This is a genomic window from Ciceribacter sp. T2.26MG-112.2, from assembly GCF_900492205.1.
Taxonomy (GTDB): domain Bacteria; phylum Pseudomonadota; class Alphaproteobacteria; order Rhizobiales; family Rhizobiaceae; genus Allorhizobium; species Allorhizobium naphthalenivorans_A.
Map to the genome: position 1 here is coordinate 1 of NZ_UEYQ01000049.1, position 6,428 is coordinate 6,428.

Annotated in this window: 7 protein-coding genes; 5 read left to right on the forward strand and 2 right to left on the reverse strand. The window is 55.9% G+C overall.

Features of this window, described 5'->3' with window-relative positions:
* On the reverse strand, positions 1 to 262 hold a 262-nt coding region (locus DYZ14_RS23665), incomplete at its 3' end, for a heavy-metal-associated domain-containing protein (protein WP_154722885.1).
* A 340-nt stretch (positions 263 to 602) separates the two neighbouring features.
* Here DYZ14_RS23665 and DYZ14_RS23670 point away from each other — a divergent pair.
* From DYZ14_RS23670 to DYZ14_RS23690, 5 genes are all read left to right on the forward strand, one after another.
* Positions 603 to 878: a metal-sensing transcriptional repressor gene (locus DYZ14_RS23670; protein WP_054148722.1), complete on the forward strand. Its 276-nt coding sequence runs from the start codon at positions 603 to 605 to the stop codon at positions 876 to 878.
* A 12-nt stretch (positions 879 to 890) separates the two neighbouring features.
* A complete protein-coding gene (locus DYZ14_RS23675) occupies positions 891 to 2,210 on the forward strand; it encodes an MFS transporter (RefSeq protein WP_154722881.1) in 1,320 nt (439 codons plus the stop codon).
* A 440-nt stretch (positions 2,211 to 2,650) separates the two neighbouring features.
* Positions 2,651 to 3,907 (forward strand): hypothetical protein, encoded by a 1,257-nt coding sequence (locus DYZ14_RS23680; RefSeq protein WP_154722882.1) that lies wholly within the window; start codon positions 2,651 to 2,653, stop codon positions 3,905 to 3,907.
* Complete coding sequence (locus tag DYZ14_RS23685) at positions 3,907 to 5,013, forward strand: hypothetical protein (RefSeq protein ID WP_154722883.1); 1,107 nt, start codon at positions 3,907 to 3,909, stop codon at positions 5,011 to 5,013. Before DYZ14_RS23680 ends, DYZ14_RS23685 begins: the two co-directional genes overlap by 1 nt.
* Before the next feature lie 197 nt (positions 5,014 to 5,210).
* Positions 5,211 to 6,047 (forward strand): ImmA/IrrE family metallo-endopeptidase, encoded by an 837-nt coding sequence (locus DYZ14_RS23690; RefSeq protein WP_154722884.1) that lies wholly within the window; start codon positions 5,211 to 5,213, stop codon positions 6,045 to 6,047.
* A 238-nt stretch (positions 6,048 to 6,285) separates the two neighbouring features.
* Here the strand turns inward: DYZ14_RS23690 and DYZ14_RS23695 are convergent.
* Positions 6,286 to 6,428 (reverse strand): helix-turn-helix domain-containing protein (locus tag DYZ14_RS23695; protein ID WP_269749467.1); only part of this gene is annotated, 143 nt, incomplete at its 5' end.

A 6,428-nucleotide genomic window follows, 5' to 3' on the forward strand; every position in this document is an offset into this window, starting at 1 on the left:
AAGCTTCTTGGATAGTAGACGATGAGTGCCGGTCGGTGCCTGGGATGGGCACGATCGTGTAACCGAGACCGGAGACCCGCTTTTCGATGGCTTTCATATCCGCTGATTGCCGATGTTTGACCGTCATGGTTCCGGCCGTCACCGACACGGCGACGTCTTCGACAGCGTCTATCCGTCTGATGGCCGTGTCGATCTTGGCGGCACATGACGCACAATCCATTCCGCCGATACGGAAACGTGCCTGCAGGATAGGGGGTGCCATTCCGGTTACCCGGAAACGAGTTTGTAACGAGTCGCTCACTGGAAATCCTCACATTGTGAAAGATTAATCGTACGACCTCTAGCCACTAGAGGTGCAAGCAAAAACTTTCGCGGTTCGACAGGGGCGCTTGATATCGACTAATTGGTGCGAGGGCCGCGAGCCCTGCAATGCCGCCACAGCGGTGCTTAAAAGCTGATGGGCATGACCAAGTCTCGAAACGCCTTGAGCGGATCCGAATTATCGTCCACCCAAAACTTCATGGCCAACGCGGTTGCTCTGACTGATGGCGGGAACAAGAAAGCCGATTGAAATATCCCCTCCAGGGGGATAGGAATTGCCCATGAGCGAGCATCGACACGAAACGCATCCCGATATCATCAAGCGCCTCAAGCGTGCCGAAGGCCATCTGAGGAGTGTCACCGCCATGATCGAGGCAGGAAAACCTTGTCTCGACATCGCGCAACAACTGGATGCCGTCGAAAAGGCAGTCCGCAACGCCAAGCGCACGCTGATCCAGGACCATCTCGACCATTGCCTGGAGGAAACGGTGGGCGCGCTGGATCTCTCGCAGCGAAAGACGATCGACGACTTTAAGACCATCACGAAGTACCTCTGAAGGACGCGGTCGATGCTGGATGTTCTGCGCAATCGAACCTATCGGCGTCTGTTTCTCGCGCAGGTCATCGCGCTCCTCGGAACGGGGCTTGCCACAGTCGCACTTGGTCTGCTTGCCTTCGATCTCGCGGGTGATCGTGCCGGAGCGGTGCTCGGCACAGCGCTGGCGATCAAGATGATCGCCTATGTGGCTGTCGCCCCGGTTGCCGGAGCCTTCGCAGAGGTGCTACCGCGCCGGGCCATGCTGGTTACGCTCGATGTCATTAGGGCCGCAGTCGCGCTCTGTCTGCCGTTCGTCACGGAGATCTGGCAGGTCTATGTCCTGATCTTCGTCCTCCAGTCTGCGTCCGCCGCCTTTACTCCGGCATTCCAGGCGACGATCCCCGATGTCCTGCCGGCAGAAAAGGATTATACCCGGGCGCTTTCTCTCTCACGTCTCGCCTATGATCTGGAAAGCCTTGTCAGCCCGATCCTGGCGGCGGCCCTGTTGACGGTCATCTCCTTCCATTCGCTCTTTGCCGGAACCGTCTTCGGGTTCCTGGCCTCAGCGGCACTCGTCGTTTCCGTGACGCTGCCAAATCATCCCGCGAAAGAGCGCCGGAGCATCTACGAGCGGACGACACGCGGCTTGAAGATCTATCTCGCGACGCCGCGGCTGAGGGGATTGCTCGCGCTCTGCCTCACGGTGTCTGCCGCAGGCGCCATAGTGATCGTCAATACCGTCGTCTTCGTGCAGGCAAAGTTCGAACTGACAGCCTCCGACACGGCGATTGCGCTCGCGGCATTCGGGTCGGGCTCGATGCTCGCGGCGCTCTTGCTGCCCAGGCTTCTCGACCGAGTTTCAGACAGGTTCGTCATGCTCTACGGCGCTGCACTTCTCAGTGCAGGCCTGATCGCGACTGCATTCATCGAGACCTACAGTCTGCTGCTGGCGCTTTGGTTTCTGCTCGGCATTGGCTACTCCGTCGTTCAGACACCATCCGGCCGTCTGCTGCGGCGGTCAGCTCATCCGGAGGATCGGCCGGCGCTCTTCGCCGCCCATTTCGCGCTGTCTCACGCCTGCTGGCTGATAACCTACCCACTCGCGGGGTGGCTCGGCGTCGCAATCGGTCTTCCTGGGACCGCCTTGGTTATGGCGGCAATGGGCGCGGCGGGTCTGGTTGCCGCATTGTCACTGTGGGAGATGGCAGATGAAGCCGAGGTGGAACACAGTCACGATGACCTTGCAGATGACGACCCGCATCTGCGCGAGGGACACCATCGCCACGGTCACCGGCACAGTCACGCCTTCATGATCGATCGGCTACATCCGGACTGGCCACGTGAGCATTAATCCATCCTGATGCAGGGGTCACTTACCGCTGTACGCCCGTAGTAGCTATAAGTCCGGTCATCCGAATGTCTTCTTTTGGAGCAATAGCTCTCACAGCCTCGCCTTGAAGGGATGCGAACCACCGACCATGTAATCGATCCACCGCACTAGGTCTCTTCATCTAAAACGGTTTCGTAACGCACCGTCATTCAAGCTGTCTTCGTCACGCTTGTTCTCCTTCGCACTCCCGCGGAGGCAACCTTGAGATCGAAATGCGCATCCAATATGCCACGGTCTGCGACTCCGCACCCTCCGCGTAGATGAACGCCCAAAGCTGGCCTCGGTGCTGTTTGCCAGCTACGAAGACTTGAGTGGATCCGTTTTTACTCGCCATGAGGGAGAAGATATTTTAAATCCTAGTCTCTGCTCGGGATTCGAAGGCGATCAAATCGAGGCGATATATGTCTGGTAATAAAGGAAAACTTCCGAAAGGCGTTGTTGGTGGATGGCTTCTTCATCACGATCAGAAACTGTTGAATAGCAAAACAGTCGAGTTCGAAAACATCGCAACCGCCGGCAGATCGGCTCGATTGCTCTCAGCGATTTCGAAAGAAGAGCAATGGACTGTCGACAACGAGCGGGTCGTTGAACTTGGCCGGCAACTTGGCATACGCAAGCATGAGCTACCCGGTCTGCTAGATGTACTCATGTCCGAAGGACTGGTTCAAACGGACAGCGACGGTGTATCGGTCTTGGGTGTCACACAAGCCCGATTGCTCGACCACGCAGCCGGGATTTTCGACGCCCACGAACCGGAGGGCATCGAGTACGCAGCTATTGACCTAGCCGAACGAGGCAGCACGAGCCCAGTCCGTAGAGCAGACGTCTCGGAGGAAATCTCTGACACATACAAGCTATCGAAAACCGAGCTTCAGGATTTGTTTGTTCAATCAGAACACATCGGCTTTGTCGATTATGAAGGTAAGGGAGAAGATAGGCTATACTTCAATGGTTCCCTTTTCAAACGTGAACACGCTGGTAAAGCAAAGAAGATCCTTGATAGCCTATCCGATGTAGAGAAGCAGAATCTTTTGGAGGCCGACGATCGACTTGGGAAAAGTGGATGTCTCCCAGCAGCGGCGGTTAAAAAGATCTTAGGCGACGTTCTTTGGAGTAAACTCCACCAAATCGGATATTTTGAGGTAAGCATCGTAGCGAATGAATACGGCAGCACCGAGTTTGTCACAAAACCTGAGGCGCTAACCAAGTTCGTTCCGTCCGGACTGGCGGACATGCTTGATGACGCCAAGGCTCTCTCCAGCAGCCTAACATTCGGTATTCTCGCAAGCCCGGCGTCGCGTGGACAGATTAAAGCCCCCGATGTGCTGATGGATCGCTTTATCAATCGAGGGTATGTCGAAGGCTGGGCGAACGCCATCAAACGCGATTATACGGCCCTAGAGCGCAAGGGCGTGGTTCAAGTTTCGTCTTCATCGAACGGTCACAGACTGACCCTGCTAAAACCGGAAGTCGGCAAGATGGCCCGTGAACTGGTTCTCCGGGGAGACGCGGCAAAAATTGCAGCCGAGCTCGTTATAGGGAACCGACAGACGGACTTTGCAGGACCAGAAACAGCGCGTACAGAGGAACGCCGCAAAGATATTCCCGAAGCTAAGGCTGCGGCCGCGCGGTCATTGAACATTCTGAGGAAGCGTTGATGGCGAAGGATAACGATGGCATTGATAAGGGCGGGGTCGCTGAGGAAGCTATCCGCGAATACTTCAAGGGCCTTGGTTCGTTCGTCCTGCGCGGTGTTCCGGTCAAAGAGGGTTCCGAGACAGTTACGGACATCGACCTTTGGGTCTATACCCGATCGAGCCCGCTTTCCCGCCATATTACGATCGTCGACATTAAGAATAAAAAGCGCGGTAAGGCATTTGAGCGAGCGGTATGGCTCAAAGGCTTGCAAGCCGCGGTTGGTGCAGATGATGCCGTCATCGCATCTCAAGGTGCACGTGATACTGCATACAAATTTGCCAATCGACTTCAGATCAAAGTTCTTTCGAGTGGTGTTTTTGACGCAATCGTCAAACGTTATTCAAACGATGGAGAGCGCCTCCCGTTTGAAGTCGTAGACAGGGAGTGGCGCGCAACGACGATTGAGAGATCGACCGTCAGCGCGGTCGTTGAAGCGGCCAAGCTCGAAATATCCAGGGGCATTGACTTCGCTGCTCTGAATCATTGGGTGGATGATGCCGTGAAACTCTTGAAGGAGGCTCGGGATCGTGAGCGGCTCGTAGCCGGTCCTATAACCAGGGCGTTCTATTTTACCTGCGCTTTGGTTTCGATTGCGGCAGATTTCCTTGGAAGGGAACTTGTTCTTGCCGATCATGACGCGCGACGAGAGCATTTCCGTTCAGGGATGATCTTCGGCCAAAGCGACGAGGAAGCGGCCAAGCGCTATCTCGATTTTGCGGAAAGCGTCGCGACCGATTTCCTCGACCAAAGTGGCGCTGCAGCGGCAAAAATTCGAAGTGGATTTGAGAACGCCGTGGCAGAGTTGCCCGTAGAGGGGCTTGTGGAGTTTTTCTCAAAGGCAAATTCCGGTCAGGAACTTTTCAGAGCAGCTCAGGCTCTAGAGGAGGCGGCTTTCGCAAAGAGACTTGCAAAACCCTCGGAACTCGCTGTTGAAGCCAAAGTAATCCTTGGCCTGTTGAGCGACTATGGCGGCGTTAAACGGTCGGAAATCCTTGGAACAGGCGAGGTTCTCGGCAAGCGTAAGGGCGAAGATAACAGTCTGCCTCAGGGAACGCTTCCCATCTGAGATTTTGGCGGGCCTTCCCGCCAGTTCCTTCTGAACCACGTTTCGAAAGGCGCTACGAGCGCGTGCGCGGCCAATGCACCTTTCACATGTCTCATGATCCTACGGCGTGCCAAAATGCTCGTGCAGGATGATGCCCGTCCGACCACAGTGGGCCAAGGTGTCGGTCGGGAAGCGCAATCAAACAAAGAACGACGCCTATGTCTGTGGTCAGCCAGGTCCTCGCGCGTGGAACGCTGCTCGACAGGTTCATCGGCGGACTCGACCGTGAGCTCGAACTTCCAAAGGTGTCGTTCCCTGATATTCATGTCACCAATTCAGCGGAGATCGAGGGGGCGGCCGAGGAGGCACGCCGCATCTGGAGACTCGGGTCTGGGCCGGTTTCCAGCATGATGCGTGTTGTCGAAAACGCAGGTGCCGTCGTGAGTTTCGTCAGCGGGGTATCGGAGCGTGTCGATGCGCTGTCCATCGAACGTCCTCGGCCTATGATCATCAGAAGCGAAGCCAAGCCTGCTGCGGTTCTCCTTAGGTTCGATCTCGCTCATGAATGCGGCCATTTAATTATGCACCGAGGGATTGAGACCGGAGACAAAGCGACTGAAAGCCAAGCCAATCGGTTCGCGAGTGCATTCCTCCTTCCCCGATCTTCTTTCATCCACGAGTTCCCAAGGGGACGGCTGCTAAATTGGCAAGCAATTTTTGCCATGAAGCTTCGTTGGAAGGTTTCTGCAGCTGCAATCATCCGACGGGCATACGATCTGGGAATCATATCTGCGGACCAGTATCGTACCGGCTACATCCATCTTAGCAAAACAGGACAAAAGAAGATGGAACGCCACGACGACGAGATTGCCGCAGAAGAGCCGGAGCTTCTCCAATCTGCAATGGCCGCTCTCGAAAAAGCATTTCCAGGTTCCGTTCGGCGTCTTGCCGCGGAGGCGGGATTGGAGGCAGAAATGTTCTGTATCGTCTCGGGCGTCAAACTTCCTGAGCCAGAGGCGCCGAACCCGAAAGTAATCAATCTCTTTGGCCATTAAGTTCGGCTTGCTGATTGTTGATTTCCCCTGAGATCTCGTCAGGCCATCGATCACTCCAGCGAAAGCCTGGCGCGCTTCACAATGGCGCGCTGTTCAATGAGCTGTCGGACCTCGCGGCAGTACCTGCTTAAAAAGCCCGGGGCTACCGGGAAGATAACTACATCCTGGCGCTTGTCCTGCAGCACGATTAACAGGCCATACGCAATTATACCAATAGCGCGCGGTGAGTATGCTCCCTTTAAAGGACACCCCAGGCCCGAAACCTCCCCCTGCCCGTCATCTCCCTCAAACCCAGTTCCTGAACAATCCGCCGCGCTCCTTGCGGCGTCACCTCAAGCATCTTTGCAACCATCCCGGCCGAGATCAGCGGCCGCGCCATGA

What these genes read in the sequence shown, in the direction of transcription:
- DYZ14_RS23670 (WP_054148722.1), top strand. Translation starts at nt 603, where the DNA reads ATGAGCGAGCATCGACACGAAACGCATCCCGATATCATCAAGCGCCTC.
- DYZ14_RS23675 (WP_154722881.1), top strand. Translation starts at nt 891, where the DNA reads ATGCTGGATGTTCTGCGCAATCGAACCTATCGGCGTCTGTTTCTCGCG.
- DYZ14_RS23680 (WP_154722882.1), top strand. Translation starts at nt 2,651, where the DNA reads ATGTCTGGTAATAAAGGAAAACTTCCGAAAGGCGTTGTTGGTGGATGG.
- DYZ14_RS23685 (WP_154722883.1), top strand. Translation starts at nt 3,907, where the DNA reads ATGGCGAAGGATAACGATGGCATTGATAAGGGCGGGGTCGCTGAGGAA.
- DYZ14_RS23690 (WP_154722884.1), top strand. Translation starts at nt 5,211, where the DNA reads ATGTCTGTGGTCAGCCAGGTCCTCGCGCGTGGAACGCTGCTCGACAGG.